General features: G+C 35.5%; 26 protein-coding genes. 14 read left to right on the plus strand and 12 right to left on the minus strand.

Annotated elements, in window-relative coordinates:
• Positions 1-303 precede the first annotated feature (303 nt).
• Entirely contained in the window at positions 304-942 is a 639-nt protein-coding gene (locus CLV62_RS13650) for a tetratricopeptide repeat protein (protein WP_110311337.1), read from the minus strand.
• Between the two features lie 129 nt (positions 943-1,071).
• Here CLV62_RS13650 and CLV62_RS13655 point away from each other — a divergent pair, with 129 nt between their 5' ends.
• Positions 1,072-1,299: a hypothetical protein gene (locus CLV62_RS13655; protein ID WP_110311338.1), complete on the plus strand. Its 228-nt coding sequence runs from the start codon at positions 1,072-1,074 to the stop codon at positions 1,297-1,299.
• 85 nt (positions 1,300-1,384) lie between these two features.
• Here the strand turns inward: CLV62_RS13655 and CLV62_RS13660 are convergent, their stop codons facing one another.
• Together CLV62_RS13660 and CLV62_RS13665 are read right to left on the minus strand one after the other, a co-directional pair.
• Entirely contained in the window at positions 1,385-2,089 is a 705-nt protein-coding gene (locus tag CLV62_RS13660) for a 16S rRNA (uracil(1498)-N(3))-methyltransferase (protein ID WP_110311339.1), read from the minus strand.
• A 102-nt stretch (positions 2,090-2,191) separates the two neighbouring features.
• Positions 2,192-2,791 carry a bifunctional nuclease family protein gene (locus CLV62_RS13665; protein WP_110311340.1) on the minus strand — a complete coding sequence of 200 codons (600 nt, stop codon included), beginning with the start codon at positions 2,789-2,791 and terminating at the stop codon, positions 2,192-2,194.
• Positions 2,792-3,077: 286 nt separating this feature from the next.
• On the opposite strand from CLV62_RS13665, the gene CLV62_RS13670 reads away from it, so the two are divergent.
• The 3 genes from CLV62_RS13670 (at position 3,078) to CLV62_RS13680 (ending at position 6,771) form a co-directional block, all read left to right on the plus strand.
• The gene (locus tag CLV62_RS13670) at positions 3,078-3,509 is read left to right on the plus strand and encodes a GtrA family protein (protein WP_110311341.1); all 432 of its coding nucleotides are present in this window, start codon (positions 3,078-3,080) and stop codon (positions 3,507-3,509) included.
• A 96-nt stretch (positions 3,510-3,605) separates the two neighbouring features.
• Positions 3,606-4,808 (plus strand): bifunctional phosphopantothenoylcysteine decarboxylase/phosphopantothenate--cysteine ligase CoaBC, encoded by a 1,203-nt coding sequence (gene coaBC / locus CLV62_RS13675; protein WP_110311342.1) that lies wholly within the window; start codon positions 3,606-3,608, stop codon positions 4,806-4,808.
• A gap of 262 nt (positions 4,809-5,070) precedes the next feature.
• Complete coding sequence (locus tag CLV62_RS13680; RefSeq protein WP_110311343.1) at positions 5,071-6,771, plus strand: M23 family metallopeptidase; 1,701 nt, start codon at positions 5,071-5,073, stop codon at positions 6,769-6,771.
• 82 nt (positions 6,772-6,853) lie between these two features.
• Here CLV62_RS13680 and CLV62_RS13685 read toward each other — a convergent pair whose 3' ends face one another.
• Positions 6,854-9,796: a tetratricopeptide repeat protein gene (locus CLV62_RS13685; RefSeq protein WP_110311344.1), complete on the minus strand. Its 2,943-nt coding sequence runs from the start codon at positions 9,794-9,796 to the stop codon at positions 6,854-6,856.
• 341 nt (positions 9,797-10,137) lie between these two features.
• On the opposite strand from CLV62_RS13685, the gene CLV62_RS13690 reads away from it, so the two are divergent.
• On the plus strand, positions 10,138-10,674 hold the full coding sequence (locus tag CLV62_RS13690) for a C40 family peptidase (RefSeq protein WP_110311345.1): 537 nt from the start codon (positions 10,138-10,140) through the stop codon (positions 10,672-10,674).
• Positions 10,675-10,707: 33 nt separating this feature from the next.
• Here CLV62_RS13690 and CLV62_RS13695 read toward each other — a convergent pair whose 3' ends face one another.
• Entirely contained in the window at positions 10,708-12,234 is a 1,527-nt protein-coding gene (locus CLV62_RS13695) for a sulfatase (RefSeq protein WP_110311346.1), read from the minus strand.
• 136 nt (positions 12,235-12,370) lie between these two features.
• On the opposite strand from CLV62_RS13695, the gene CLV62_RS13700 reads away from it, so the two are divergent.
• Both CLV62_RS13700 and CLV62_RS13705 read left to right on the plus strand, forming a co-directional pair.
• The gene (locus CLV62_RS13700) at positions 12,371-12,862 is read left to right on the plus strand and encodes a hypothetical protein (protein ID WP_146212748.1); all 492 of its coding nucleotides are present in this window, start codon (positions 12,371-12,373) and stop codon (positions 12,860-12,862) included.
• A 50-nt stretch (positions 12,863-12,912) separates the two neighbouring features.
• Positions 12,913-13,992: a TlpA disulfide reductase family protein gene (locus tag CLV62_RS13705; protein WP_110311348.1), complete on the plus strand. Its 1,080-nt coding sequence runs from the start codon at positions 12,913-12,915 to the stop codon at positions 13,990-13,992.
• Between the two features lie 160 nt (positions 13,993-14,152).
• On the opposite strand, the gene CLV62_RS13710 is transcribed toward CLV62_RS13705, so the two are convergent.
• The 5 genes from CLV62_RS13710 to CLV62_RS21715 form a co-directional block, all read right to left on the minus strand.
• Complete coding sequence (locus CLV62_RS13710) at positions 14,153-14,815, minus strand: hypothetical protein (protein WP_110311349.1); 663 nt, start codon at positions 14,813-14,815, stop codon at positions 14,153-14,155.
• A complete protein-coding gene (locus tag CLV62_RS13715; protein ID WP_110311350.1) occupies positions 14,812-15,906 on the minus strand; it encodes a HipA domain-containing protein in 1,095 nt (364 codons plus the stop codon). Before CLV62_RS13715 ends, CLV62_RS13710 begins: the two co-directional genes overlap by 4 nt.
• A gap of 25 nt (positions 15,907-15,931) precedes the next feature.
• Positions 15,932-16,555: a hypothetical protein gene (locus tag CLV62_RS13720; RefSeq protein ID WP_110311351.1), complete on the minus strand. Its 624-nt coding sequence runs from the start codon at positions 16,553-16,555 to the stop codon at positions 15,932-15,934.
• A gap of 57 nt (positions 16,556-16,612) precedes the next feature.
• The gene (locus tag CLV62_RS13725) at positions 16,613-16,864 is read right to left on the minus strand and encodes a hypothetical protein (protein ID WP_110311352.1); all 252 of its coding nucleotides are present in this window, start codon (positions 16,862-16,864) and stop codon (positions 16,613-16,615) included.
• A gap of 69 nt (positions 16,865-16,933) precedes the next feature.
• Complete coding sequence (locus CLV62_RS21715) at positions 16,934-17,092, minus strand: hypothetical protein (protein ID WP_170120059.1); 159 nt, start codon at positions 17,090-17,092, stop codon at positions 16,934-16,936.
• A 293-nt stretch (positions 17,093-17,385) separates the two neighbouring features.
• On the opposite strand from CLV62_RS21715, the gene CLV62_RS13730 reads away from it, so the two are divergent.
• From CLV62_RS13730 to CLV62_RS13745, 4 genes are all read left to right on the plus strand, one after another.
• A complete protein-coding gene (locus CLV62_RS13730) occupies positions 17,386-18,153 on the plus strand; it encodes a S24 family peptidase (protein WP_110311353.1) in 768 nt (255 codons plus the stop codon).
• A gap of 179 nt (positions 18,154-18,332) precedes the next feature.
• Positions 18,333-19,121, plus strand: coding sequence for a cysteine hydrolase family protein (locus CLV62_RS13735; RefSeq protein WP_110311354.1), 789 nt, complete (start codon positions 18,333-18,335; stop codon positions 19,119-19,121).
• A 38-nt stretch (positions 19,122-19,159) separates the two neighbouring features.
• Complete coding sequence (locus tag CLV62_RS13740) at positions 19,160-19,879, plus strand: MBL fold metallo-hydrolase (RefSeq protein WP_110311355.1); 720 nt, start codon at positions 19,160-19,162, stop codon at positions 19,877-19,879.
• Between the two features lie 129 nt (positions 19,880-20,008).
• Complete coding sequence (locus tag CLV62_RS13745) at positions 20,009-20,389, plus strand: VOC family protein (protein WP_110311356.1); 381 nt, start codon at positions 20,009-20,011, stop codon at positions 20,387-20,389.
• Positions 20,390-20,467: 78 nt separating this feature from the next.
• Here the strand turns inward: CLV62_RS13745 and CLV62_RS13750 are convergent, their stop codons facing one another.
• Together CLV62_RS13750 and CLV62_RS13755 are read right to left on the minus strand one after the other, a co-directional pair.
• Entirely contained in the window at positions 20,468-20,857 is a 390-nt protein-coding gene (locus CLV62_RS13750; RefSeq protein ID WP_110311357.1) for a hypothetical protein, read from the minus strand.
• 285 nt (positions 20,858-21,142) lie between these two features.
• Complete coding sequence (locus CLV62_RS13755; protein ID WP_110311358.1) at positions 21,143-22,795, minus strand: AMP-binding protein; 1,653 nt, start codon at positions 22,793-22,795, stop codon at positions 21,143-21,145.
• A 480-nt stretch (positions 22,796-23,275) separates the two neighbouring features.
• Between CLV62_RS13755 and CLV62_RS13760 the strand changes: the two genes are divergently transcribed.
• From CLV62_RS13760 to CLV62_RS13770, 3 genes are all read left to right on the plus strand, one after another.
• Complete coding sequence (locus CLV62_RS13760; RefSeq protein ID WP_110311359.1) at positions 23,276-24,127, plus strand: mechanosensitive ion channel family protein; 852 nt, start codon at positions 23,276-23,278, stop codon at positions 24,125-24,127.
• A gap of 68 nt (positions 24,128-24,195) precedes the next feature.
• Positions 24,196-24,849 carry a hypothetical protein gene (locus CLV62_RS13765; protein WP_110311360.1) on the plus strand — a complete coding sequence of 218 codons (654 nt, stop codon included), beginning with the start codon at positions 24,196-24,198 and terminating at the stop codon, positions 24,847-24,849.
• A 72-nt stretch (positions 24,850-24,921) separates the two neighbouring features.
• The gene (locus tag CLV62_RS13770; protein ID WP_110311361.1) at positions 24,922-26,691 is read left to right on the plus strand and encodes a hypothetical protein; all 1,770 of its coding nucleotides are present in this window, start codon (positions 24,922-24,924) and stop codon (positions 26,689-26,691) included.
• Positions 26,692-26,697: the final 6 nt, after the last annotated feature.

The raw sequence follows: 26,697 nt of genomic DNA on the forward strand, positions 1-26,697 counted from the left end.
ATCTCTGGTTGTTATGCCCAGCCAAAGCAATAAAAAGGTCCGGATCAAGTACACAAAAGAGTTACACTAAGTACTCATAAGAAACATTATCAGGTGACAATCTATTTTATTTTGTACAATTATGTCACTTTATTAATACACTGTTATTCAATAAATAAAGACAAAAAAGGTGACAAAAGTAACAAAAGTAACACCGATTACATCCTTATTTATTTCCCTTTTTTCACTGTCACTTTTATATAATCCTCTAGTCCTATTATAGATAAATCAGACTACGGATAATACTTCCAGAGATGAGTTTTTTCAGAACAGCATACTGCTCTTTCTTGTGACAGCGTATTTCGTCAATAACTCCTCGAACTTCTTGTCTTTACGAATATTCTCAAAATCGGGATCTTTCTCAATTCGAGATTTAGTCAGGATATTTGATTTAATCTGATAATTATTCGTTAAAGCTTTTTCCAACCATTCCAAAGATTTCTTTCTCTTATTTAATAGAGAATACATGCATGCTAAATTATATGCCGCAACCTGATCACCCAACTTCTCAGACTTTATACACAATGCTGTAATTTCAGATTCGTAATAACGGATATTATTCTCCATTTTAGCTAACCTTAATACACTTACAGCCCAGTCGTTGTACACATATCCATTAGAAGGGTCCAATGCTGAAGCCTTTCTATACATTTCAAAACTTTCTTTGAATATTGACTTATCCTTCTTTTCCTCACCCAGATTGACTAAAACATTTGCTCTACTATAAAATACCTCCAAATCAGTAGAATCTAATTCTATTACTTTTTGATAGCAAATATTTGCAACCTCCAGATTTCCTGCCTGCTCGGCAACATCTGCTCTCTCCATCCAGACATCAAGGCTTTGTGAATAAATAATTGCGGGTATAAGGCATAAACAGAAAAGTATGGCATATTTTTTCATAATATCTCAGACTTAAATTATAAACGTAAAAGTAATATATTGTACGAGTATCTCAAAACCCTTTGAAGTAACAGGCATTCTACATTCTAAGAATTTATTATCTTTACCTATCTAAAAAAAACAGGAAATATGGACGAATTACCTAAAGAAAACAACCAATCATTACCACCCCAAGAAGCTCTAAAACCGCTCATAGATGCCTTCGTCGAAAGTGCCCGAAGATCATTGGAATATGATGTTACTAAGTATTCTTTGAAACGATATGAATCATTTATATGTAAGGGGTATTATAAAAAGAAGTTATATAAAGCAATTCTTGCTTTGAGAGAATTCAATAAAGAAGTGGCAGAAAAATAAGGTCTCATACCTATTTATTCCTTTGTTATGAATGAACTGTCTTGCATTTTTCAAGAATAGATCCAGATAACCTAAGCTACCATTATTACCCATTAAGTATTTGGATAGCATTACAAGCAACCAAAGCTGCTGTTTCTGCCCGCAGGCGGCTTTCACCCAAGCTTATCGGTTCAAACCCGCATTTAAGAGCCTCTTGTACTTCTTGTTCACTGAAATCACCTTCGGGACCTATCAGTATTAAAACATTACTACCAATCTTATAGATTGTTTTCAACAATTGTTTTTCCTGAGGATAACAATGGGCGATAAACTTCTGCCCGTCAAAAGGTTTCTTTATAAAATTTAAAAACGGAGTCATTTCATCCAATTGAGGAAGAACTGCTTTCTGAGATTGCTTCATAGCTGAAATCAGAATCTTTTCAATACGAGGCAGTTTAACTTCTTTTCGCTCCGAATATCTGCACAATAAAGGTGTCAGATGATCTATCCCAATTTCGGTTGCCTTCTCGGCAAACCATTCTATACGATCCAGATTTTTAGTGGGAGCGAATGCAATATGCAGATAATTATTCCAAGGCTTTGGCTCCACTATAGTTTGTAGGATATTTACAATGCAATGTTTCTGGTGAGCTTCGACAATCTCAGCATCAAAAAAGTGTCCCTTTCCATCGGTAACCAATATTTCATCACCTTCTTTCTTACGCAATACCCTTACACAATGTGCAGATTCATCTTGTGGTAAAGTATTGTCCTGCTGAATATCAGGCGCATAAAATATCGTTTTATCCATAATGTTGTATAAAAAGAGCTTGAGAGCTAAGTTAAAAAGAAGATTTAATGATGTATATCGGTTCTTATTATGCTTACCAAAGCTGCAAAAACGTCTAAGACCTTAATGATTAAATCGTTTGTCCATTTCGTCACGTAAGACCGAAGCCAATTCATAATCCTCATTATCAATAGCTTCCTGCAACATCGAATTCAATTCATCCTCACTAAGCAGCGCATAGCTGTCCATGTATTCTGTACTGTCATTACCGGATACAATGTCCTTATTGTCGATATCGTCTTCACCTTCACTGAAAACGATTGCCAACTTCTGCATAATATCTTCAGTAGTATATATTGCCGATTTACTCCTCAAAGCGATACCAATGGCATCGGATGTACGAGACTCGATCGAGATTTCTTTTTCACCTTGTTTAAATATCAGTTTAGAATAAAAAATGCCATTATCATACTTATAAATAAGTACTTCCTGAAGCGTAATTCCCCATTCAGACATAAAGGAATAGAACAAATCGTGCGTCAATGGACGTGGAGGAGAAGTATTTTGCAACTTAAAGGCAATAGATTGAGCCTCAGGCGTCCCGACAACAACCATAAGACGTCTTACACCATTCTCTTCTGCCAATACCAAGCCGTATGTACCTGATTGTGTTTGGTTAAATGAGAATCCCAACACCGATAATTTTACCTTTTTCTCTGTCACAATAAATAACCTTTGTAAGAGTATTGTTATTCAAAAATAGTCATTTTTATCATATTGAGAAGGCTAAAAAACAATTTTTTAAATAAAAATCGTACAAAAAGACAAATCCCAAAAGAAATAAAGACTTATCTTTGTCTCTTAGGAGAACAATAAAGTATTTATCACCCTATCTTTATTACATTAAATATTAGCTATTTTTCGCCAAAGTAAGGTCGCAGACCTTACATCTCATTAAATATTTAATGTTACTTAATTATAAGAGATCGGAGATCTAAGTCAATACATAATGAATCAATCTTTCAAGGAATTAGTAAAGTACGGAATAGTGGGTTTTATCGGACTAGGTGTCGACTGGGCAGCATTCTTTCTCTTTCGGGATGTTGTAGGTATCAATTATATTGCCTCACATATCCTCAGTTCCATATTGGCGATTACCAATAATTTTATACTCAATGGCTACTTTACTTTTAAAACCACTGATAAAATATGGCAAAGAGGAATTTCCTTTTTCAGTATTGCGGGAGTAGGATTAGTTATCGGATCTGTTTTACTTCCGGTATTTGTTCAACTAATCAACTTAAGCCTGTCCCATCTTGATTTCGATCCGTTAGCTCCTAAGGTCGTACAAAATCTTTCAAAATTAGCAATCACCGTCATTATAGCATTTCTACAATTCTTTTTAAACAAATACTTTACATTTAAGAAAAAGGATGTCTAATGTCGTAAAACGATTTGCTATTTTTGTAACCAATTCAATTTTAGCTTAAGGTATTTTAAACTTGGCATCATTCAATTTTTATAAGACAATAAAAAGATGACACTAAAAGGTAAACATATAGTATTAGGCATAACCGGTAGTATTGCAGCATATAAAGCAGCATCTTTGGCTCGTTTGTTCGTTAAAGAAGGTGCAGAAGTGCAGATTGTAATTACCCCTTCGGGAAAAGAATTTATTACGCCTGTAACGTTGTCGGCTTTAACCGGAAAACCTGTAGTTTGCGATTTTTTCGGTGCTAATGATGGCACTTGGCATAGCCATGTCGACTTAGGCTTGTGGGCTGACTTTATGGTTATAGCTCCGGCTACAGCAGCAACAATGGGAAAGCTGGCAAACGGAATTGCCGATAATATGCTTGTAACCACTTATATGTCGATGAAGGCCCCTGTATTTATTGCTCCGGCAATGGATCTTGATATGTTTGCACATCCTTCTACTGCACGAAATATAGCCCTGCTTCAATCGTATGGCAACCATATAATAGAACCTGCCTCAGGCGAACTTGCAAGCCATTTGATAGGAAAAGGAAGAATGGAAGAACCCGAAAATATCGTAGCCCACATCAAGGAATATTTTGAGAAACAAGAATCTCTTTCAAAAAAAAAAATTCTGATAACAGCGGGACCTACGTATGAAAAATTAGACCCTGTTCGATTTATTGGTAATTACTCATCCGGAAAAATGGGCTTTGCTCTGGCAGAAGAATGTGCCGAGAGAGGAGCAGAAGTTGTTCTTATTGCAGGACCTGTATCTTTAAAGACAACCCATCCTAACATAAAACGAATTGATGTTGAATCGGCAGAGCAAATGTATGAAGCTGCCACAAACGAATTTATCGATACCGATGCAGCTATTCTATGCGCTGCCGTGGCAGATTATCGTCCCAAAGAACGAGCAAACAACAAGATCAAAAGAACCGAAGGTGAAAACCTCGCCTTAGAGCTGATACCCAATAAAGATATTGCAGCATCATTAGGTAAAGTAAAAAAAGAAGGACAGATACTAATCGGCTTTGCTTTAGAAACGAATAATGAAGAGCAGAATGCCATTTCCAAAATCCAGAAAAAAAATCTTGACTTTATTGTGCTGAACTCTCTGAATGATAATGGTGCAGGTTTTCAGCACGACACCAATAAGATTGCGATACTAAATAAGAATGGCAATCGTAAAAACTTCGGATTAAAAAACAAAAAAGAAGTAGCTAAAGATATTATCGATAATACATTAGGAACAATTTAAGATTTTTAATATCTATTTTCCTATTAAGTACGCTAAATTATTAATGCGATGTATTATCACCAAACTGCCTCTCTTTGTTATGCTTATCAAAGCAATAAAAAGGTCTGAGACCTTAAAAATAAGTAAACACAAAATCTTTATAGCCCTATACTTGTTGTATTAAGGGTCATATTTTTTTGAATCATACATATCATTGGTAATGAGATTCAGTAATAGTAACAAGGTCTCAGACCTTATCAAACGTCTTACAATTAATAATATAATGAATAAGATCAGCACAACTATATTTCTATTTCTATCATTAAACAGTTTTTCCCAAGATTATAGAAGCCCACTGGATATTCCTCTATTATTGAGTGCTAATTTCTGCGAACTTCGCAATAACCATTTCCACTCGGGTATCGATATAAAGACACAAGGTGTTGAAGGTAAACCCATATACAGCATAGCTGACGGATATATATCAAGAATAGGTGTTTCGCCCGGTGGATATGGATTATCGTTATATATAGACCACTCCAACGGACAAACTTCGGTTTACGGACATTTGAGTTCCTATAATGTTAGGATAGGCGAATACGTCAAACAAGAACAATACAATCAGGAAAATTTCAGAATTGACGTAAAGCTTAAACCTTATCAGATTCCGGTAAAGAAAGGAGAGCTTGTAGCCTATACGGGTAACACGGGGGGATCAGGTGGTCCGCATCTACATTTTGAAATAAGAGACACTAAAACCGAAAATGCTTTAGACCCTTTGGTTTATTACAAGAAGCTAATTTCCGACAATAAATCGCCGGATATAAAAGGCATTGCAGCCTACCCCGTTCCGGGCAGAGGAGTTATTAACGGCACTGTCCTACCCTTACGTCAAGCAGTTAGCCGATTAAAATCAGGAGATTACTCAGATTTGAAGCAATCTATTGAAGCATGGGGATTAATCGGACTTGGCATAAAAGCTTATGATAGAATGGACGCAACATCCAATATTTACGGAGTGAGAATTGTCAAGCTTTCAGTAGATGGAAAACAAATATTCAAATCTGAAACTGCAGGCTTCCCTTTCGACCAAAGCCGTATGATAAACACTTTTACCGAATTTTCGGAATGGCGACTCAATAAGTCATTCTATATGCAATCATTTATAGAACCGGGAAACAGATTACCTTTTTATTCCGCAGTAAACAGTGGATACATCGACATAAGCGAAGAACGCCCCTACCAAATAGCTTATGAGTTAGAAGATATATATGGAAACAAATCGACGTATGATTTCACAATAAAAGGTAAGAAGCAAAATATTCTTACACCATCTGCCTGCAATCAGGTTTTGATATGGGATGAGGATAATAAATACAAAACCGATCAATTCTCCTTGTCTATACCTAAAGGAAATTTATATAATGATGTTTGTTTCACACTTTCGCAAGCTTCCTCAACCGAGTTCTTTTCAGATATCTTCACCGTAAACAAAACTCCTGTACCTCTGGATAAATCGGGGGAGGTAACCATTAAATTATCGTCAGACCCTATAAGCAATAAGAAACAATACGGCTTGGTTCAGGTAACCAATAACAACAGCAGAGGTTCTTGGGTCGGAGGCAGTTACAAAAATGGATCTATAGTGGCTTCAATACGCGAACTAGGCGTACGTTTAGCTGTTTACTCCGATACCGAAGCACCCAAAGTGACACGTATAGAATCATCAACATCAGGAAAAAGAAAAGTCATAGTACCCAAAGATGAAATCAGGCTGCGTGTAAGCGACAACCTAAGTGGTGTAGCAAATTTCAGAGGAACTATCGATGGCAAATTTGCATTGTTTACACACGATATGAAGTCACCCATAATTACCTATAAGTTCGACCCTACCCGACTCAAAAGGGGAACACATAAGCTTGTTTTTACAGCTACAGATGCCTGTGGAAATACAACGCAATATACAGCCGACTTCGTATATTAAGGCTTAGAACCAAATAGACAGACTCAATAAAAAAAGACCATCCTCGACAGGATGGTCTTTTTTATAATATGCTTTTTATTATTTACTCTTCCAGATTATCATTTGAATCGGGAGACTGTACCTTCATCAACTTGGTTATTATATCCACCTGTTTCTGAGCTTTCTCAATCAATCTCTGATTACTTGGTTCAAGCGAGATCACTTTCATAAAATCGTCAAGCCCTTGTTGGTATTGCTCGGTAATTTTACTAGCCAAGCCTCTATTGAAATAAGCCTTCGTGTAATTGGGATTCAATTCGATTGCTTTATTATAATCTTCAATTGCGACACTATGCTGACTATGGTTATAATAGATATTTCCTCTATTAAAATATGTTTCCGCCAACTCGGGATTAAGGCGGATAGCTTCCGTATAATCCTTTACTGCCGCATCATACGCCTGCTTGTTTGTATATGCATTTCCTCTGTTAAAGTAAGCATCTGCATTGTCAGGAGAGAGGACTAATAGTTCACTGAAGTTGTAGATTGCCGCATCAAAATCTTTAAGATATGCATACGACAGACCTCTATTCAGATAAGCTTCGGCATTTTCAGAATCCAGTTCCAATACTTTATGGTAGTTGCCAATAGCTTCTGCATATTCTTCTTCTTTAAAATACGCTGTAGCTAAGTTAGTATATACTTGAACTCCCGCATTTTGATTAATCAGAACGTTATTATAATCTATAATTGCCAGCTTAAACTTATTCGTTTTAAAATAGGCATCGGCTCTATACCGATACACTTCTGTATTATCAGGATCTAAACGAAGCACCTCATCAAAATCAAGTATTGCCTCATCGTACTGATCTTTGATATAATAACACTCCCCACGTTTAAAGTAAGCTTGGGAATCTGCCTGATTTACATTTATAACCTCAGTAAAGTCAACTATGGCTTTATCGTATTCTCCAATACTGAAATATACGCTTCCACGACTAAACAAATCTATACTGTCAGGATCTAAACGTAATGCTTCGTTACAGTCTTCGATCGCTCTCTGATATTCACCCTTACTATTATAAGCATTCGCTCTGTTATTGTAAGCTTCAGCATTTTCCTGATTTAATTCGATTGCCTTATTAAAATCTTCAATTGCTTTATCAATATCATTACGCTGCACTAAAATTGTTCCCCGCAAATTATATGCAGATGCATTATCGGGATTCAAACGGAGTACTGTATTAAAATTATCTATGGCTCTATCGTACTCTTTTCTATTGTAATATACCAACCCCCGGCTGTAATAAGCTTTATCGTGATCGGGAGATATAATAATTGTTGCATTATAATCGTTGATTGCCTTATCCAATTCATTCACTTTCGAATATGCCAGTCCCCGGTTATAGTAAGCATCCTTATCATTAGGATTCAGCCTAAGTGTAGCATTGAAATCTTCGATTGCTTTATCGTAATTTTCCAACGATAAATAAACTAAACCTCTATTCAGATAAGCTTTAATATTATTAGGTTTAATACGTAATGTAGCATCAAAATTCTCAATTGCTTTATCATATAACCCTTTGCTTTTACAAATCAATCCTCTGTTAAAGTAAGCTTTAGCATCGTATGGATTCATTTTCAGAGTTGTATCATAATCCTGAAGTGCATCATCAAACAATCCCATATTGAAGTAGGCGTTTGCACGGTTATAATATGCATTGGTATAATTAGAGTTCAGTTGGATAGCTTCATTATAATCTTGTATCGCTTTGTCATACTGCCCCATATTACCAAATGTAGTACCTCTGCTATAGAATGTTTCAGCATCGTTCAGATTCAAGTTGATAGCTGCATTATAATTTTCGAGCGCATGATCAAAATCGCCTTTATCGCTATAAGCTGTTCCTTTGTTAAAATACGCTTCCGCATATTCGGGATTTAACTTTAATGCCTGATTGTAATTCTCTATTGCATTGTCATACTGTCCTTTGTTGCCATATGCCGTTCCCCTATTATAATAAGCCTCCGTATAATTGGCATTCAGTTCGATAGCTTTATCATAATCAAGTATTGCCTTGTCATGCTCACCTATACTGTTATATACATTTCCTCTGTTGTTAAAAACCTGAGGCTGATTAGCGTTTATCTCGATCAGTTTCGTATATGTCGATATCGATTTTACTGTATCTGCGTTTACAGAATAAGCCTGAGCCAGATAGAAATAGGTTTGATAAAGTAAACTGCTTTTGCGGTCTCTATCTATTACTTCATCTTTTTCTATACTCTTCGCGATTTCCTCCAAAGCTCCTATTTTAGTAGCCATATCTGCTTTACTGATAGCAGCATGTATATCAAAATTATAACTGGAAGTGCGTGCGTCTTCTTTTATATTTACTTCTATTTTCTCGACTGCCGAAAGAGTACTTTCGACTTTGCCCAAAGCTGCCTCTATCTCATTTTTCCGATCGTCTATCTCTTGAGTTTTCGCATCGATTTGCTCTTTTTGAGCATCGATCTCCAATTTTTTAGAATCGATATCTTTTTTCTTATGATCTATCTCTTCATTCTTATCGGTTACCTTGTTGAGCGTATCTTCTACAGCCTTCATGCGATCTTTCAACTCCATGAATCCTAAGAATGAAAAAATCAGAGTGATAAGTGCCAATACGGCAGCCCAAACAAATAGCAACATAACAGTATTGTCTGCTGTTCTGGATAACATGCCCGAGTATTCGGTCAGCTGAGCGGTTGCTTGCCGGATGATTGCTTCCTCAGCCTTCTGGGATTTCTGGGTCTTAACCTGATTAATACTATCAATGTAATGACGTCCGACCTGATCGGTAGCCACTACATATTGAGAATTATCCCGTAACATACCAAATAACTCTTTTAACTCTTCATTATTTTGTTCGGCACGATTAACAATACGCTTGGTATTGATATAACTTATACTGCCTGCAGTTAGTGTAAGAGCTATAAGAATACATGTAAACCATCCAAAATTGATGAATCGAGCAGTTTTTCTGTTTTTGTCAATAGCCATAATATAGCTTTTATAATATTAAAATTTATGATTCAGATTGATCGGTTATTTAACAATGAAGTCGTAATGCATACTGCATCTATCTGCATTAAATCAGAGGAAGTAATATTTGTACGCATGTAAATCCTTTATTATTAAGTGTCCTTTATATATGTTTTAAGATATGCTAAGTGTGCTGTAGCTATATCTATCTTAAACTACAAAAATAACAAAAAACATTAACATTTAACCTCTAAATTTGTTTTTTTAGTTACGAGTTACATTACTTAGCGACTCGCAAACCATAACCTGTAACTGAAATTTATCACTATCTTTATCATTATTTTTGATTTTCAGAGTATATGGGCAATTGTTATAAGGTGAATAAATGGTTTGTTTTTGCGATAGGAATATGTATCCTTGTGGGGTTATCCTCTTGCGGAAGCAGTAAAGTTCTATATAACCCTGTAGAGGTTGAACAGTTATCCCGCAGTTTAAGCATTCCCATTAAGAACGATGATCCCAACATCCCCTTATATGCCGAGGCGTCTCTTTGGTTGGGTGTACCTTATCGGTATAATGGAAATTCGAAATCCGGCTCCGACTGTTCCGGATTTGTAAGCCAAGTATACCAAAGAGTATACGGCAAAAAACTCCAAAGGTCATCCGAAAATCAGGCAAAGAAGGATGTACATAAAGTAAGAAAAGGAGGTTTAAAAACCGGTGACCTGGTATTTTTCAGTACCTCCCCGAAATCAAAAAATATAGACCATGTAGGTATTTTTCTTAAAGATGGCTATTTCATACATGCCTCAACCTCCAGAGGGGTAATCGTAAGCCATCTCGAAGAAGATTATTATAAAAAAACATGGAAAAAAGGAGGTCGGGTTAAATTATAAAAGCCTCAGGCTTTTTTATTGCTTTGGTTAGCTTTAGACTTCATCAGGCCAAAGGGTTGGATGTCCTGTATTTTTAAAAGTTGGCCGTTGAGCATCAACCCTCCTCAAATACTGCCCCAAGTCTTTAGACAGACGCTTAACAATATCTGTTCGCTTGTCCGAGCAATCATTTACTTCACCAATATCTTCTGCTATATTAAACAACTCTTTTTTCCCGGAATCATAATAGTAAATCAACTTCCAGTCTCCATCACGGACAGAGCAAGTCGCACCGATACCCGGTCCGGACGGTCCCCAAACGTTCGGAAAGTTCCAATATAATTTACGCCCTTTAGACGGATTACCCTCCCCTGTTAATAAAGGAACAAAGCTTTTGCCGTCAACAGGTTGTATCGGATTGTATTTTTTGACATTTGCCATCTCTAAGATTGTCGGGAAGAAGTCTTCTATAATAATATACTCATCGTTTTTTGATTGTTTTTTCACTTTCGCAGGCCATGAAACAATCATCGGTTCACGTATTCCACCCTCATAAGCAGATCCCTTACCACTATTAAGAGGCGAATTTTGGGTGTGCAGTACGCTACTGCGTGAAGTTGCTGCAAGACCTCCATTGTCAGACATAAATAAGATAATTGTATTATCAGCTATCCCGTTTATCTCTAAGTAATCCATCAAATCGCCGAGGCTTTTATCCATCCCCTCAATCAGTGATGCATATGCTGATTCGATTTCGGTCATTCCTTTATCCCTATATTTTTGATAAAATCTCATGTCCTTCTGAATAGGTATATGAATGGCATAATGTGCCATGTAAAGGAAAAAAGGCTGATCGAGCTTTTGAGCATGATCAAGAGCTTTTTTAGCTTCCAAAGTAAGGGCTTCGGTTACGAAAATATCCTGCCCCCAATATTTATCGAGATCGGGCACAGCCTGAAGAGGACTTTTTTGTCCGTCGGTTCTGTTTCCGAAATTTTCAGCACCTGAATAACTTGCCAAACCGCCTCCCGCATGCCCTGCAATATTCACTTCGAAACCCAGATGATATGGATTTTCGCCCGGAGTATCTTTCGCTCCGAAGTGTGCTTTTCCGCAATGTATGGTATGATAGCCATTATCTTTCAGTATTTGAGCCAATGAAGTTACTTGATAGGTATGGGCAATTCCGTAAGTCTGGCAGATTCCGTTAATATTCCAGTCCGGAGGTTGTATCACATCACTTTTATCGTCATTCGATTTATTCTTCTCCAAAGTCCAGTTTGTCACACGATGTCTGGCAGCATTCGTCCCCGTCAACAAACTCACTCTTGACGGAGAGCTTACACTACAGCCATAGGCTTGCGTAAACATCATACCCTGATTTGCCAAACGCTCCATATTGGGAGTTTCATACAGATTATTCCACTGAGTTCTCTCAGTCCAAAAGGGCAATGATGTATCTTGCCATCCCATATCATCAACCAAGAAGACTACAATATTAGGTCTCTCTTGTATTTTATTCTGAGCAGTACTAATGAACGGGATAAATACGGCTAATGGTACAATAGATTTCCATTCCATTTTCAAAATGAATTAATGTTTTTCATAGGTTATCACCATAAAGGTACAACTTTTCGTGTAAATTATATCATACTCTATTGATATAGAAAATGTTGATATTACGATGTTGTGGTAATATTATTTTTATATTTGCTCAATGAGAGCTCGTTTGATAATGATTGCCATCCTCCTGCTAGCAGGACTACTGACTAGTTTGTTTTCTAAAAACAAGCTGACCCGCTTTTGCTTGCACACCCCTCTGTTGGTTCTGGTTCTCGCTCTTGCAATATCTCTTATACTATGGTTTATATCAGACAATATATGTAAGAATCCGAATACTAAATTGTATATGGATATCAACAATAAAGAATTATTCTTTTATCCGTTTTTCGTTTGCTTTAGCTGTGCGGTAGCATCGTATTCTATATTTCTTTGTAAAATACGTGCTGTTCGGGAGAATTTCCTATTATCATTTATATCTTTTTTTCCACTGCCTTTATTAATAGCGTTCTTCTTCCTGTCCTCTCAATTCACATCTGATGAACATTATATACAGACTGCTTATTATTCATTGGCGTTCATTCTTCCTCAGACTTATTTCTTTATTCTTTTCCGGAGAAAGAAGAAAAAAGGCGAATGGTCTAAATAATTATTTGTACCGCTTTTGGATTTTAGAACCCTTTAATATCACCCAAAAAGATGAAAAACAAAACACTCTTCTCTTTAATTGCAGGTTGCCTTTTAGCTTTTGCCTGTTCAGAAAATCGCCCGACCAATACATATACTGTAGAGGGAACATTAACTGATACAACTTTGAACGGAACAACATTGTACCTACTCGATTATGACAGCAACCGCAACATCGATAGCACTGTTGTAAAAAACGGGAAATTTATTTTTACGGGAATTGTCGATTCCAGCCGGTTTTGCCGTATAGATGTTGGACGCGAATTTATCAATCTGATTTTAGAAAGCGGAAAAATGACTGCAAATCTGGAGAAGCATAATGTTGAAGGTACTCCTCTCAACAAAGAACTTGCTCAGTTCTCCCTACGACAAGATAGTATGTATACTATCATCAGAACCGAAATGGATAAACTAAAAGAGCAGGAACAAGACCCTGTTAAACTCAGTCAAAAACAAGAAGAATTCCAACAACAATGGACGGCCGATTATCTTACAATTCTAAATAATACATTGGAAAAAAATTCAAATAACGAAATCGGTGTAATAATTTTACGGGAGATGTCGATGCTTCCTACCACTGAGGCACTAGATAGTGCTCTTTCGAAAGTCGGTGAAGTCGTTTTAAACAAAAAAAGGATAAAAAGACTTATTCTAAACAATGAAGCATTGAAAACAACTGCGGTTGGAAAGCCTTTCGTAGACTTTAGCGGAGAAGATATCAACGGCAAAAAAGTTTCGCTTTCCGATTATGCAGGTAAAGGAAAATATGTATTGGTCGATTTCTGGGCTAGTTGGTGTGGTCCCTGCCGTCAGGAAACTCCGAATATTGTAGAATTATACAAAAAGCATAAAGGAAAAGCATTTGAAGTAGTAAGTGTTGCCGTTTGGGATAAACCCGAAGATACTAAAGAAGCAATAAAAGAAGATAAACTGACTTGGCCACAAATTATTAATACCGGAGAAACTCCCACCAATTTATATGGAATATTGGGTATCCCTCATATTATCCTTATCGGACCTGATGGAACTATTGTTACCCGTAATTTACGTGGTGATGCCATGAAAACTAAGATTGCAGAAGTATTGAAGTAGTTTTAAGAATAATTCTTCGTTTTCCCAGAAGAAAACTATAATCTATTCAACACATACGTAAAGGATTAACTTGATACCCAATAGCAATACTTATCACTACAAAAAAAAGACAACACGGCATCTTTGCAGATACCGTGTTGTCTTTGGATAGAGATGAAAGTTATTTAGAACTATCCGAATAGATCTTTACGTATAATTCCTTAAACACTTTAGTATTGGTTATATGCTTTACTTCGATTTTTATATTGAGAGAGCCTTCTTCATGAAATATTTGGTTATGTCCTTTCTTTATATATCCAACAAGTTCTCCTTTAAACAGAACTTTAACGGCATCTTTGTCTTTTATGTGGTTTTCTTTTTCAAAAGTGAGCTCACTTCCTATTTTAACCTTTGTAAGATCAAATTTTGAATGACTTAAACCAGCAACATCACTAACAAATGTTAGCCCTTCTTTTAGTTCGAAATTCGCAAGAAATTCAAAATTATCAGTTTGCATAATACCTTGAGTCATGGCTAACAAGTAGAGCTTATCCTCTTTGTAATTAGAATCTATTTCCCAAAAATTCAATAAAAATTCAGCATCAGATCGGTCAGTGTTTATTAGTCTTTTTATAAATAAATCAAGTGATGCTAAATGTTCAGGTTTATCTATGGGAAGTCCTGGATATCCACTAAAACCTAATTTGGTCGCTTTATTTAATTCTTCTTTTATATATCTAAAATTTATGACTTCTGCATGTATAATAATTTCTCCAACCATTAGACGGGAAAGCCCTTTCGAGGGTCTCCAACTTAAATATATCTTTTTGAAACTATTCTTCATAACTCTATAATACTATTTATTCTAAGATCAATATATTTGATAATAAACTGTTTTCTATTTTGTGGAATCGTGTATTCGACAAACTTAGGAGGTATTCTTTTATCTATATTATCTATAATTTCAATTAATTTGTTCTTGTTATATCTTTGTTTTATTTCATTTATTGCAGAATTCACCTCATTGGGATAGTCTAGTCTTATTGTTCTTATTAATTCAAGATGATTTAGATGCTTATCATTCCATCGAATGTCTGGCTTACCTTTATTAATAAAATGAATAAGTTTTTCTTGATTATTAAGATATTCGTTGATTCTGGACTCATCAAGCTCTCTCCCTAAACTACTACCATTATCATACAACGGTGATAATTTATAATATCCTCGTCTATATCTTTTCTGTATTCGAGCTATTGTTATTCGCCTTCTGAACTTATAAGTAAGATGGATGTTGTATATAAGTTTATTCCAGAAAGACACGCTATGCATATCTTTGAGAATTTGGTATATCTCTTTACCAGTAATTACTATAGCCCAATTTTCAGAATGTCTATCTGTATTTCCTATAATAGCATCAAAGATAATCATTTTAATTATCCCTTTTATACAATGTTCACTATCTATACTTTTTAGTGCCTCTGCTATTTTTTGGAAGGAGTGTGTTTTTTTGAAGTTCGTTTTGAAATCTGGATATTTTTCTACAATATACCTATACCCTTCATGATGCTCTTCGTCTTTTTCATCAATAATTGATTTTGAAATACAGCCTATTTCGTTCTCAAAATATGCTACGTTATAAGAAATTACGTCAAAGTTTAGCATATAGCCAACTTTTGAAGCTATGACCTCAGACCAAAATTCATATTTGTAATCTTTATTCTTTTTTTTTAATGATGATTTAAAATAAAATTTTTCATCTTTAGGAGATATAACAATGAACTTATTTCTCGTCCCCGTTGTATGAACGTGAAGTTCTTTATTCCATTTTGAGATATCTATGATCTTAGGCATTATTTTGCAAGGTATATATTTTTTTTTACAAAAATAATCATAGATAACTGAAAAGCAATTATTAAAAAAAGGAGATTTCTTCATTACATTCTTTTTTTTAATGGTTATCTCAGCATTCAGTTTTACGCAAGGTTGATTGCCTCCTTTCGGAAAAATCTTTCTGCTTGCAAATATCCCGACGAATTTTGGAGATTATTTCACTTATCCGGCTTTGAGAAATAGATGTCATGGCCGATAAATCGGCATAATTTATCGCAGGTTTCAAACGAACATACATTTTGAACAATTCGAATTCGTGAATAGGGTATCTCGAATATACAAAATCAAAAATATCGTTTTCGAGTCGAAACTTGGTTTTGATTAACTCCTCATCGTTTTCCGAATCATCTATTTTATCGTGATTATCCAATGGCGTTGTGATACTCTGGGAAATTTGTATATTCACCTGCATAAAATTAGTAAAGAATGCCCGATGAAAATAGGCTTTGTAATCGGCTATCTCTAATCCCCCGAAAAGTATCTTGTCATAAATCCGAAGAAAAGTATCATTTAAAACATCTTCCTCATAAGTATCTTTATTAATTAATTCTGTCTGGAGTCGATTATAAGATAAACCAAACCATTCTTTAAAAGCGTCTGCTTTCGATTGATTCTCGGGAGTAGCTACGGCTCCCGGCTTAATCTTAATATACTTCTTTCCTTTATTATTTGCCCCGCTATTGCCTAGTTTCATAATTGTGTTTGGTTTTGATGATAAGTATTCCTGATAAATAAAGTACTAGAAGGATGGTCATGCATATTGTCCGTACTCAATCTGATCGACAATACTAACAGTCCGTGCTTTGTTTTTGATTCGCTCGATGATGCGGTCTGCATTGGTGCGGTCTGCTTTTATTTGAACAATAGTATCGGCATCAATCCGAATAGAACGAAGATTAGTCTGTTTTTTTCTGGTACGATCTATCAATTTCTGAGCTTGTTTGATAGCATCCGAGTGGTCAAAGGTTTTGTAGCGTCTTTTTGTAGATAATTTAGCATCCATAATGTTTTGTTTTTTTAAGTTTGTTTGTACCGTTTGTAAATTTTGTCCGTGTTGTTAAGGAGAGTCCGATTAACCGGCTGTTTTAAAGAATTCGCCAAATCGCTCAAATAATTCTTTATCTTCATAATAGCGTTCGATAGCCCATTCTTCCGTATAGCTATAAGAGTCGTTCACACACTGTTCATCTTGTTCGAATTTAGCATTCCACAGTAATTCTTCGATTGTCATATTGTAGTTAATTGTTTTTTAATAAAGCATTTCGAAAACTCATCGGCTATTCTCTATTGATAAAATTATCCAACATCAATCTGTTCGGTTTTTCGTTTACTATTCATTCTTTTTATTCAAATAATATATTAATCAGATCAATCAGTTGGTTTTTATTGATTTAATTCGTATCTTCGCAATTCAATGTTCGCATTAACAATACAAATGTATTCGATTAATCGAATGAAAACAAGCTAAAAAGAGATGAATATTCGAAATACCGAATATTTAGAATCAATCTAAATTAAAGAAGCATGAAAAGTTCAATAAATGAGCGTATTAAAAAGATTGTAGAACAAAGTTCAAAATCAGTAAGAGCTTATGCTGAATTTTCAAACATTGCTCAAACAACTCTAAACGACTGCATTAAAGGCTCTACAGAACCTAAATTTGGCCTTATAGACAAAATAATAACCGCTGAACCGAATATAAATATAGACTGGCTATTAACAGGTCGGGGAGAGATGTATCGCCAGGAAAATAAAGTCGCCAATTTAACTCTGACTATTGATGAACAGGAGCCGCATTTTGTGAATAGCTCCGGCGTAAAATATTACGAGATGCCCAACGGACGATTCCGTATGCGCGTACCTCTCATCCCTGTGAAGGCTTATGCCAAATATGTAGACGAATACCGTGATGCTGAATTTGTGAATGATCTGGAAGAAGTTGAGTTTATCGTTGATAAAGTCGGATTGGGACGTTATTATGCCTTCGAAATAAAAGGAGACAGCATGGACGATGGTTCAAAACGCAGCATATGTGACAAAGACATTGTTCTGGCTCGTGAATTATCAAAAGATTATTGGCGTGACAGATTACGGAACGACGAATATCCTTTCTGGATTATTATACTGGGCAATACAATTGTATGCAAGCAGATAATCAACCAAGACTTAGAACGATGCGAAATAACCTGCCATTCGCTGAATTCATCTCCCGAATATGCAGACTTCACACTAAGCATGAATGATATCAGTCAATTATGCAATATTGTAGCTCGACAATCTGTACAATTTTGAGGTTTTAATTTATTTTCTATCTTTATTGTTCTATTTCGTATTACGTCCTCAGACCTTTTTTATTACTTTAGCAAGTAAAACAACTATAGCTAATTACAACTTTAAGATAGAATATTAAATATTTAAAATTACTATTTCTCTGCCCGGGGTATTTTCTAATTAAACTATAACTTACTACTATGAAAGAAAAAATTGCTGTATTAGGTATTGATATCCAGAATGACTTTACCCAACCAACAGGAGCTTTGTTTGTAAACGGAGCCGATGCCGACGTTAGACGAATGGCTACTTTTATAGAAGAATATGGTTCGAGTATCGATTATGTTGCGCTCACTATGGATTCTCATCAACCCATACATATAGCAAATCAACATTATTGGAAAGATAAAGAAGGTTATCCGCCTGCCCTATTTACAGTCATTCATGCAGAAGACGTGGAATCAGAAAAATGGATGCCGCAATTCAATCAGGATCGTGCATTGGGCTACCTGAAAGCATTAGAAGAAAAAGCAGAAGTTTGTACCATATGGCCTGCCCACTGCATACAGGGGAGTAAAGGATGGTCAATAAACGAAATACTCATCAAAGCTCTTTATTCATGGAGCATAAACGAAGGTAAAACTTATGATCTTTTTTACAAAGGAACACATCAGGCAACGGAACACTACAGTATATTTAAAGCAGCAGTAGAATTTGAAGACAGTGAGGAAACAAAACTAAATAAGGAATTGTTATCAAGTCTGGAAGAGTTTGATAAAATTATAATAATGGGAGAAGCTGCTGACTATTGTGTAGCAAATTCGTTAAACGACATATTGGAATTTTCCCCACATCTGGCTAAAAGGGTTATTGTACTGAGTGATTGCATTTCATGGATTAATCCGGAAAATGAACGCGCGATAAAGATGTACGAAAAAGCCAAACTGCAAGGAGTGAGATTCGCCACCTCCGATCAATTCAGGGATTAAGGTATCAGACCTTATATTTTAAATTTAAAAAAAGAAAAATGAGACTTACTTATATATATCATAGTGGATTTGCTATTGAAGCGGCAAATTTCACTATTATAATTGATTACTACCAAGATTCGATTAATAAGAATCATGGCGTTGTAACAGACAGATTATTACACCGCCCACAAAAGCTCTATGTACTGGTTTCCCATGGACACGCAGATCATTTTAATCCGGAGATTCTTAAATGGAGAGAAGAACGGCAAGATATCACTTATATATTCTCGAAGGATATCGAGACAGCGGCAAAAACAGCTTTCTGTGATATTATATTTATAGACAAAGACGAACAATACAAGGATGACATATTACAAATTGACGCTTTTGGATCTACCGATCTGGGTATTTCATTCAAAATAAAAGCCGATAACAAAGTGATATTTCATGCCGGAGATTTAAATAATTGGCACTGGAACGAAGAATCGACCGACGAAGAGATTAAAGAAGCCGAGGAGTTTTATTCAAGAGAACTCGATCATCTGGCAAGCTCAACGCCTGCAATTGATATTGCTATGTTTCCGGTCGATCCGCGATTGGGAAAAGACTACATGAAAGGAGCAGATCAATTTCTGGAGAAGATTCCGACAAAACTAGTTATTCCCATGCATTTTGACACTGCATACGACAAAGCTGCTGAAATAAAAAACATTGCAGAGAAATACAATACTGAAGTATTCGTTCCCTCACACAGGGGCGATACTATTGAGATATAAAAAGTATAGAGTTTGTTTGTTTTAAACTAAAAGGTCTGAGACCTGATAAGTAACTGAAAGTATTTAATGATATACTCTCTAAGTAATAAATAGCTCTGCGAGCTTATAACCAGATAAAGAAAATTAATTATGCAAATAGTAAGTAAATTCGATCATTTTAACATTAATGTTACCAACTTAGAACGAAGCATAGAGTTTTACAACAAAGCATTAGGGTTGAAAGAATTAAGGAGAAAGGAAGCACCCGACGGTTCATTTATATTAGTATACCTCTCGGATGGAGTAAGTCCGTTTGCATTGGAACTGACATGGCTAAGGGATCACGCTGAAGCCTATGAACTGGGAGAAAACGAAAGCCACCTGTGTTTCCGTGTTGAAGGAGATTATGACGAAATCCGCAAGTTTCATAAAGAGATGAACTGCGTCTGCTTCGAAAATCATAAAATGGGATTATACTTCATCAATGATCCGGATGATTACTGGATCGAAGTATTACCTATAGCAAGATAAACCAAACAGCCAAAAACCCGGAGAATACTTCGGGTTTTTATTTTCTATATAAAGAATATGAATAGTTAATATCAAAAACTATCGAAGGAGGCATGGATACTTCCAGCCGACAAGGAAATTTTCCTGCCCCGATGCTTCTGTGTAATACTGAATAATAGTATCTTCATCTACCCAAACATTTGGTTTAACAGTCTCTAAAGTACTATTACACAAATCATAACAACTCCGGATATCTACTTCATTATTGAATTGCACAAGACTCATATCGCACACTTCAAAAATATTGGGCATCCACAAGATAGAAGATTCTTTACAGCGTATCAAATAGGTACTCGAAGCCGGATGTTTACGTCTCGATCTCGGATACTCTCGTTCCAAAGCAATACTACTACGCCCGATAAATGCCTGAGCTGTGCGGAGAATTTTTTTTATTGCTGCTTTTGACAAAGGATTAATTGCTTCTTCCATAATATTGATCAGTCCTCAAGTGAATAAAGAAAAGACTAGTTTCGTGTTTGTTATATTTATTTACGTATTCAACTATCCCTCAAGCAAGAAAGGTAGTTAAATAACCATATTCGAATTAAAATAATAAGACTTCAATTAAACAACAAAGTTACCTCCGAATAAAATACATACGTCAGCTACCCTATCCCTGTCAGAATAAAACATTTATGTCTTGTTATTTTCAGTCCTCGGTTTCCCACAACTTATACCTTCAAATCTACTAAAATATAAATGTAAGTTTGTGAATTATTTGTATAAAAAACGTTTAATACTTCTTTTTGGAGTTTTATCGAACTCCTCCGCACGTATCGTATAATCTATAATTTGACTATATCGAGGAAGACGTTTGTTGACATTTACTATTTCTGATTTTAACAAATTATCTACACTTTCTTTAGAATGCAGAGCATTTATAGCATCATGATCGGGAAAAATCAGTGCATGCAGCTTGCCGTCTCTTTCAACAATCAGAGATTCCGCAACATAACTGGTATTATTTAATAACTGCTCAATTTCTTCGGGATATATATTTTGCCCCGATGGTCCTAGAATCATAGTTTTACAACGTCCCTTGATATAAATATATTGACTTTCATCCATTACGCCCAAATCACCTGTTCTCAACCAGCCGTCAGCACCCAACACCTCTGCTGTTGCTTCAGGATTTTTGTAATAACCCAACATTGTATTTGTTCCTCTGACTACAATTTCACCTGTAATATTCTGAGGATCGGGCGAATCTATCTTTACCTCCATACGATCAACCGGCTTACCGCACGACGCTGCCCTATATGTCTCCCAGTAGTCATACGAAATAAGCGGACCGCATTCGGTCATACCATACCCTACCGTGTAAGGAAATCTAATACGTGACAGGAATTTCCCTACTTCCGTATCTAAAGCGGCTCCACCAACCACAATTTCTATAATATGACCTCCGAATACAGAGATTAGTTTATCCTTTACCTTAGCGAATATTTTCTCTCTGATAATAGGAATCTTAATCAGTGTTTTTGTCGGTTGCTTGTTCAACTCCGTAAAAACCCTGGATATAATTATCTTCTCTATAATTAAAGGTACGGCAATAATCAAAGTGGGTTTAATCTTCTCAAACGCATTCATTATTATCTGAGGAGAAGGCAGGCGTGTCAAGAAATGTACATGACACCCTTTGGCTACTGATAATAATATCTCAAAAGCCAAACCATACATATGTGCCATAGGCAACATACTCACAATACCGTCGCCGGCTTTTACAAACTCAATGCTTTCTATGGCAAATTTAGTATTCGACCACAGACTTCGGTATGGAATCATAACGCCCTTAGGCTTGCTTGTAGTTCCCGATGTATAGTTGATAAGGGCTAGCTCTTCGGGCTGTTCCTGATGAAACTTCAAGTCAGAGGGGAGAAACCCTTTCGGGTATTTTTCTTTGAAAACAATAGCCAGATTATCACAAACCTGATTCAATTTTTGTGAACGGGATTTTTGAATTGCATAATCCTCTACAGCAATTATTGTCTCGACATGAGGTATTTTTAAAGGATCGACTTTATCCCACACATGCTCACCTACGAAAAAAACTTTCGCATCGCAATGATTAACTATATTATGAATACTCTCACCATCAAAATCATGTAAAATGGTAGTCACTATAGCTCCATAACTCATGGAAGCAAAAAAGGTAACAGCCCAATTGGTACAATTACGTCCGCAAAGTGCTATTTTATCACCCTTTTGAACATTAATCGTTTCAAAAATAATATGTAATTCTGCTATTTTTTGAGCAAAATCTTTAAATAGCAGAGTACTTCCATTATAATCGCTAAAAACCGGCTTTTCCCAATTGGCGTGGATACTGCTTTCTATTAACCCTAAAAATCTATCATTGTTTTCCATGACTGCTATATCTATATACAGATTAACTACACCCTATTTATATCTCCTAAAGACTTATTATTTGACAAGTCTACGGACAATTGTTATTTATACCTAAAGAATATTGTACTAAAAACTTACTGTTACTTATAACATTTACCAAGACAATAAGTTGTTTCGTATTATTTATTTATCATAAAGCCTTGATTTAATGCAAATATAAGGAAATAATCTACTAATCAAATCAAAACACAAAAGATAGATTTCGTTTTTTTATTAGCAAAAACAACGGCTTTCACTTCAGATATCACTTTGGATATTTGCATCTTACACTTCTAAAAATAATGTTTTTTATATATATTTGTACGATTTACTACAATTAAGTAAAAGAATGTATTTAATGATATACTTTCGATCTATAACAATCTATTGCTGTTACTCCTACCAAAGCAACAAAAAGGTTTGAGACCTTAATTATTAATAAAAACGGAAATAAATTTTATGTTAGGTTTTATTTTATTGCAAAATATAAAAGAGATAAGTCCTTCGGCTTTAGAGCCGCTTTTGCAAGGGCTAATAGACCGCCTGATAGGACTTGGTGAGAAATTAATAGTAGCTGCAATTGTTTATTTTATTGGTTCGTGGCTTATCTCATGGCTTCTCAAACTAGTTAAAAAGATTTTAAGCAGAAAGCTGATTGATGGCGCTGTTCAAACATTTATAAATAGTCTGGTAAACACCATATTAAGAGTAGTACTGATTGTTGCCATTATTGGGATATTAGGAATTCCTACAACATCGCTGGCTGCGATAATAGCTGCCGGTGGTTTAGCTATCGGTATGGCGATGAAAGATAATTTATCCAATTTTGCCGGTGGAATTATGATTTTGTTGAATAAACCATTTAAGCTAAGAGATCGCATTCTGGTACAAGGCATGGACGGAGTAGTTATGGAAATAGGCATTCTTTATACAATACTACTAACAGCAGATGGCCGGACCATATATATTCCTAACGGACCATTGTCAACAGGAAGCATAACCAATTATTCTACACAGGAAAACCGAAGAGTAGACATCGTGTTGAATATAAACTACGGGAACAATGCCGATGAGCTGAAAGCTGCATTAACAGAAGTTGTCAATAGAAACGAAAAAGTACTGCAAGCTCCTACCCCATTTGTAGGAATAACCAATATCAATAACGGCAATTTCGATATAGTAATACGTGCATGGGTATTAAATGAAGATTACGGCGGTGTTAGTGTCGATCTGAATGAAGCCATTTATAATACTTTATCTCAAAAAGGTGTTTTTGCTGCATCGTCACTCTCCGTTAGGATGGTCAACTAAAAGAGCCCGATTCTAAATCAAATATCTTTCTTGATTTAGAGACCAATAATATTTTATAGATTTGTAATATGAGAAAAAATGTAATTTTCGTAATTGTTTTTATTGCAGTGATTCTAGGCTTGGTAAGGTTGCATACCATAAGCTCAGATAACGAAAAGAGTCAAACAATTAGCATCAATGGCATTGCCAACATTCAGTATCCTGCAAGTGTAGAACCTCGTAACGATATACCATTTGAATTATTGATAAACCCCGAGGACAAAGCCTTACTTCCCGACAGTGTAAATTATGAAGAATTCAGACCGAACTTAATTCTCTTACAAAAAGGGTTTAATGAAAAAAACAATCAGCTATTAAAGGAATTTCCAAATATTGTTGCTAATGCAATTTTGTTGGAAAACTTCAATGCTTCGATTCTTGAAACCGAATACGCGACATCATTAAGCGACAATATAAATCGTCTGATAGAACAAAACGCACAACGCACAACATCTACAATCTCGGATTGGAGAACACTCCCTGTTACTAATATAAATGGAGCTACTGCTCTAAGATTCGAATATAAACTCGAAAATAGAAACAAGAAAGTCCTTAATATTATTATAACTTATCTATTTAAAGATGACAAACAGGTAGAACTAACATTGTCTGCTCCAAACAAAGATCTGGAAAAATGGACAGTAATTTATAATGAAGTTCTGAACAATATATCAATCAATTGATATTTAATTATTTTACTTGCCAAGGCAATAGAAAGGTCTGAGACCTTTATTCTAAAATTTTAAGACGAAGCAATGAATAAAGCATACACTACACTAATATTCTTACTAATCCTTTTTATTCAGTCCGGCAATATTGTCGGAAAAGACATATTAACTACTCCACTAAAAAGAACTGATATCCTGAATATAGGCTCAATAGCTTATCCTGCCAATCTGGAGGAAAGAAGCGATATTCCGTTTAAACTATTGGTAGATGAGGAATTTAAAAAACTAATGAGCGATTCCGTTAATTATGAACAGTTCCGCCCTACCCTTATTTTTTTCGAAAGAGGATTTAAAGCGCCCAAAGCTACAGATAAAAAGACCTCATTCGGATATATTACTGTTACAGCCTTATCCGGTAAATACCGCTTTCCTAAACAAATATCGGATGTACAGAAAGCCAAGATCGAAAGCAATATCAAACAGGATGTAGATACAAATCTGATTGGTACCCAATTCCAAGTAAAGAAATGGGATTCTTTCGATTTCAAGACTATCAATGGTTTAATTGCCATTCAATATTCATACGAACAAACACTGAAAGGTAAAAACCCTACGAATATCACAACTACAAATCTTTATGATTCGGATGTACAACTACAAATTGTATTATCTGCACCTAAAAAGGAGTATAAAAAATGGCTCGCATATTACAATCAGATAGTAGAGACCTTCAAGCGAAAAGTTAACATTGCTGACATAGCCACCTTTGAGTATCCAACAGATATTCAAGAAAGAAAAGATATCCCTTTTAAATTATTAGTAGATAACGAGTTTAAGAAAATATTGGGGGAGTCTGTTGATTATGAGCAATTCCGTCCGGGGTTATTGTTTCTCAATCGTAATTTTGAGATAGCTGACAGTACTAATATTCCTCCCTTTGGTAGTATTTCCTTTAATGTATTACCCGATTCTAACCCGAGAACATTAAAAAAAGATTCATTAAATCGGGATCTTTTACAAGAGAACATAAAAAAGAACGTACAACAAAATCTTGATTCTACCGATTATAAAATAAATAACTGGGGTAGCTTTGAAATTTCCGAATTGGAAGGGGTACCCATTTTACAATATTCTTACGAGCAGCAATTGAGAAATAACGAAGCTTCGAAGATCTACGCTGCATATCTATTCGATAAATCGGGACAGATACAGTTGACCATGTCGTCACCACTTAACAGCTCGACTGAATGGAAAAACAGGTACGATAAAATATTGGCTTCTTACCAAAGATTGGTAGCAATACCCAATATTGGGACTATGTTTTATCCTGTTAATCTTGAAGAGAGAAGTGATATTCCGTTTGTTACGTTAGTAGATAAAGAATCGAAAAAAAAATTAGGAGATTCTATTGATTATGAACGTTTCCGTCCTACACTATTATTTTTAAAAAGAGATTTTAACGAGAATGATCCAAATCAATTAGAATCATTCAGCAGCATAACAATAAACACGCAAGAAGGCAATTTTAGTAGATTAAGTCACCCCGATTCGATGAATATTGATACCATACAATATCAAATGAAAGCTTCCGTAGAACGAAACTTACAGAATACAGGTTATTCATTGATCAGTTGGGATTCTTTCAATTCGAGCCTAAGCAATGGTACTCGTATTATCAGCTACTCTTATACTCAGCAATTAGAAGGTCTTGAACCTAAACACATCGGTGTAACCTACTTCTACACAGAAGGGTCACAAACTCTGGTAACTTTAACCAGCTCTGAGAGTGAATATTCGTTCTGGAAACCCGAATACGAGCAAATGATTCAATCGTTCAGACTATCGGGTCAGAGATAAAACCAA

It is taken from the genome of Indolivaga alginatilytica, from assembly GCF_003201355.1.
GTDB classification, from domain to species: domain Bacteria; phylum Bacteroidota; class Bacteroidia; order Bacteroidales; family Dysgonomonadaceae; genus Dysgonomonas_A; species Dysgonomonas_A alginatilytica.

Excerpts from the sequence above, each read along its gene's own strand:
- CLV62_RS13745 (WP_110311356.1), top strand. The coding sequence starts at position 20,009 with ATGCAAATAGTAAGTAAATTCGATCATTTTAACATTAATGTTACCAAC.
- CLV62_RS21715 (WP_170120059.1), bottom strand. The coding sequence starts at position 17,092 with ATGACAATCGAAGAATTACTGTGGAATGCTAAATTCGAACAAGATGAA.
- CLV62_RS13685 (WP_110311344.1), bottom strand. The coding sequence starts at position 9,796 with ATGGCTATTGACAAAAACAGAAAAACTGCTCGATTCATCAATTTTGGA.
- CLV62_RS13715 (WP_110311350.1), bottom strand. The coding sequence starts at position 15,906 with ATGAAGAAATCTCCTTTTTTTAATAATTGCTTTTCAGTTATCTATGAT.
- CLV62_RS13670 (WP_110311341.1), top strand. The coding sequence starts at position 3,078 with ATGAATCAATCTTTCAAGGAATTAGTAAAGTACGGAATAGTGGGTTTT.
- CLV62_RS13730 (WP_110311353.1), top strand. The coding sequence starts at position 17,386 with ATGAAAAGTTCAATAAATGAGCGTATTAAAAAGATTGTAGAACAAAGT.
- CLV62_RS13680 (WP_110311343.1), top strand. The coding sequence starts at position 5,071 with ATGAATAAGATCAGCACAACTATATTTCTATTTCTATCATTAAACAGT.
- CLV62_RS13765 (WP_110311360.1), top strand. The coding sequence starts at position 24,196 with ATGAGAAAAAATGTAATTTTCGTAATTGTTTTTATTGCAGTGATTCTA.
- CLV62_RS13650 (WP_110311337.1), bottom strand. The coding sequence starts at position 942 with ATGAAAAAATATGCCATACTTTTCTGTTTATGCCTTATACCCGCAATT.
- CLV62_RS13750 (WP_110311357.1), bottom strand. The coding sequence starts at position 20,857 with ATGGAAGAAGCAATTAATCCTTTGTCAAAAGCAGCAATAAAAAAAATT.
- CLV62_RS13710 (WP_110311349.1), bottom strand. The coding sequence starts at position 14,815 with ATGAAGAATAGTTTCAAAAAGATATATTTAAGTTGGAGACCCTCGAAA.
- CLV62_RS13735 (WP_110311354.1), top strand. The coding sequence starts at position 18,333 with ATGAAAGAAAAAATTGCTGTATTAGGTATTGATATCCAGAATGACTTT.
- CLV62_RS13740 (WP_110311355.1), top strand. The coding sequence starts at position 19,160 with ATGAGACTTACTTATATATATCATAGTGGATTTGCTATTGAAGCGGCA.
- CLV62_RS13760 (WP_110311359.1), top strand. The coding sequence starts at position 23,276 with ATGTTAGGTTTTATTTTATTGCAAAATATAAAAGAGATAAGTCCTTCG.
- CLV62_RS13755 (WP_110311358.1), bottom strand. The coding sequence starts at position 22,795 with ATGGAAAACAATGATAGATTTTTAGGGTTAATAGAAAGCAGTATCCAC.
- CLV62_RS13690 (WP_110311345.1), top strand. The coding sequence starts at position 10,138 with ATGGGCAATTGTTATAAGGTGAATAAATGGTTTGTTTTTGCGATAGGA.
- coaBC (WP_110311342.1), top strand. The coding sequence starts at position 3,606 with ATGACACTAAAAGGTAAACATATAGTATTAGGCATAACCGGTAGTATT.
- CLV62_RS13695 (WP_110311346.1), bottom strand. The coding sequence starts at position 12,234 with ATGGAATGGAAATCTATTGTACCATTAGCCGTATTTATCCCGTTCATT.
- CLV62_RS13660 (WP_110311339.1), bottom strand. The coding sequence starts at position 2,089 with ATGGATAAAACGATATTTTATGCGCCTGATATTCAGCAGGACAATACT.
- CLV62_RS13705 (WP_110311348.1), top strand. The coding sequence starts at position 12,913 with ATGAAAAACAAAACACTCTTCTCTTTAATTGCAGGTTGCCTTTTAGCT.
- CLV62_RS13655 (WP_110311338.1), top strand. The coding sequence starts at position 1,072 with ATGGACGAATTACCTAAAGAAAACAACCAATCATTACCACCCCAAGAA.
- CLV62_RS13720 (WP_110311351.1), bottom strand. The coding sequence starts at position 16,555 with ATGAAACTAGGCAATAGCGGGGCAAATAATAAAGGAAAGAAGTATATT.
- CLV62_RS13770 (WP_110311361.1), top strand. The coding sequence starts at position 24,922 with ATGAATAAAGCATACACTACACTAATATTCTTACTAATCCTTTTTATT.
- CLV62_RS13725 (WP_110311352.1), bottom strand. The coding sequence starts at position 16,864 with ATGGATGCTAAATTATCTACAAAAAGACGCTACAAAACCTTTGACCAC.
- CLV62_RS13700 (WP_146212748.1), top strand. The coding sequence starts at position 12,371 with ATGAGAGCTCGTTTGATAATGATTGCCATCCTCCTGCTAGCAGGACTA.